Below are 1,850 nucleotides of genomic sequence, written 5' to 3' on the forward strand. Positions count from 1 at the left end.
TCTCGAAGTCGATCATTGGTTTGTTGCAGCGCGATGGGCGTGCGGCGTACTCGACGATCGCGCGCGAGGTCGGCCTGTCCGAGGCCGCCGTGCGGCAACGGGTGCAGCGACTGCTGGACTGCGAGGTCATGCAGATCGTCGCGGTCACCGATCCGGCACAGGTCGGCTTCAAACGCCAGGCCATGATCGGGGTCACCACGACCGGCGACGTCGCGAAGGTCGCGGGAGCGCTCAGCGACCTGCCGGAGGTCGCCTACGTCGTGACCACCGCCGGACGCTTCGACCTGCTCGTGGAGGTGGTCTGCGAGGACGACGACCACCTACTGGATCTGCTGACCGGCCACATCCGATCCGTGCGCGGCGTCCTGGAGACCGAAACGTTCATGTATCTCAAACTCAACAAACAGCGATACGACTGGGGAACACGATGAGCAGTCCAACCGAGAACACCACACCGGCCGGCACCGACCGGTACGACGCCGCCCGCGACCACCTGTGGGGCCACTTCACCCACCACGGGGTCTACGAGCCGACGGCGGCCGGGGGCAAGGGCGCCCGCGTGCCGATCATCACCAAGGGCGAGGGCGCCTACATCTGGGACGACCACGGCAACAAGTACCTCGACGGGCTGTCCGGCCTGTTCGTCGTGCAGGCCGGACACGGTCGCGACGAGCTCGCGCAGGCCGCCGCCAAGCAAGCCAAGCAGCTCGCGTACTTCCCGATCTGGTCCTACGCCCACCAGCCGGCGATCGATCTCGCCGAGCGACTGTCCACCTACACCCCCGGTGACCTGAACCGGGTCTTCTTCACCACCGGCGGCGGTGAGGCCGTCGAATCCGCCTGGAAACTCGCCAAGCAATACTTCAAACTGGTCGGCAAACCCGGCAAGCACAAGGTCATCAGCCGAGCGATCGCCTACCACGGCACCCCGCAAGGAGCGCTCGCGATCACCGGCCTGCCCGGGCTGAAGGAAATGTTCGAGCCGCTCGTACCGGGCGCGTTCCGGGTGCCCAACACCAACATCTACCGCGCCGATCAAGAACTACGCGACGACCCGAAGAAATTCGGCCGCTGGGCCGCCGACCGGATCGCCGAGGCCATCGAGTTCGAGGGCCCCGACACCGTGGCCGCCGTCTTCCTCGAACCCGTCCAAAACTCCGGCGGCTGCTTCCCGCCACCGCCCGGCTACTTCGACCGGGTACGCGAGATCTGCGACGCGTACGACGTCCTGCTGGTCTCCGACGAGGTCATCTGCGCGTTCGGTCGCATCGGCGAGATGTTCGCCTGCCAAGACTTCGGCTACACCCCCGACATCATCACCTGCGCCAAGGGACTGACCTCCGGCTACTCCCCCATCGGCGCGATGATCGCCAGCGACCGCCTCTTCGAGCCCTTCAAGAAGGGCGACACCATGTTCGCGCACGGCTACACCTTCGGCGGCCACCCGGTCTCCGCCGCGGTCGCGATGGCCAACCTCGACATCTTCGAAAAGGAGAGCCTGAACCAACGCGTCCACGACAACGCCCCAGCCTTCCGCGCGACCCTGGAGAAACTGCGCGACCTGCCCATCGTCGGCGACGTACGCGGCGAGGGCTACTTCTACGGCATCGAGCTCGTCAAGGACAAGGACACCCGCGAGACATTCACCGACGCAGAAGCCGAGCGACTACTGCTCGAATTCCTCTCACCAGCCCTCTGGAAGGCCGGCCTCTACTGCCGCGCCGACGACCGCGGCGACCCCGTCATCCAACTCGCCCCACCACTGATCATCGGACAACCCGAGTTCGACGAGATCGAACAAAAACTACGCAGCGTCCTCACGCAGGCCTGGTCCCGGCTCTAGCACCAGC

General features: G+C 65.9%; 2 protein-coding genes. Both read left to right on the forward strand.

The window, feature by feature from the left end; translation table 11 throughout:
* A partial coding sequence (locus FGL98_RS24950) for an Lrp/AsnC family transcriptional regulator (protein WP_146321564.1) occupies positions 1–431 on the forward strand: 431 nt, incomplete at its 5' end.
* Positions 428–1,843, forward strand: a complete 1,416-nt coding sequence (locus tag FGL98_RS24955; protein ID WP_146321566.1) for an aspartate aminotransferase family protein — start codon at positions 428–430, stop codon at positions 1,841–1,843. The genes FGL98_RS24950 and FGL98_RS24955, both read left to right, overlap by 4 nt.
* Positions 1,844–1,850: the final 7 nt, after the last annotated feature.

The organism is Leekyejoonella antrihumi, assembly GCF_007845645.1.
GTDB lineage: Bacteria > Actinomycetota > Actinomycetes > Actinomycetales > Dermatophilaceae > Leekyejoonella > Leekyejoonella antrihumi.

What these genes read in the sequence shown, in the direction of transcription:
- FGL98_RS24955 (WP_146321566.1), top strand. Translation starts at nt 428, where the DNA reads ATGAGCAGTCCAACCGAGAACACCACACCGGCCGGCACCGACCGGTAC.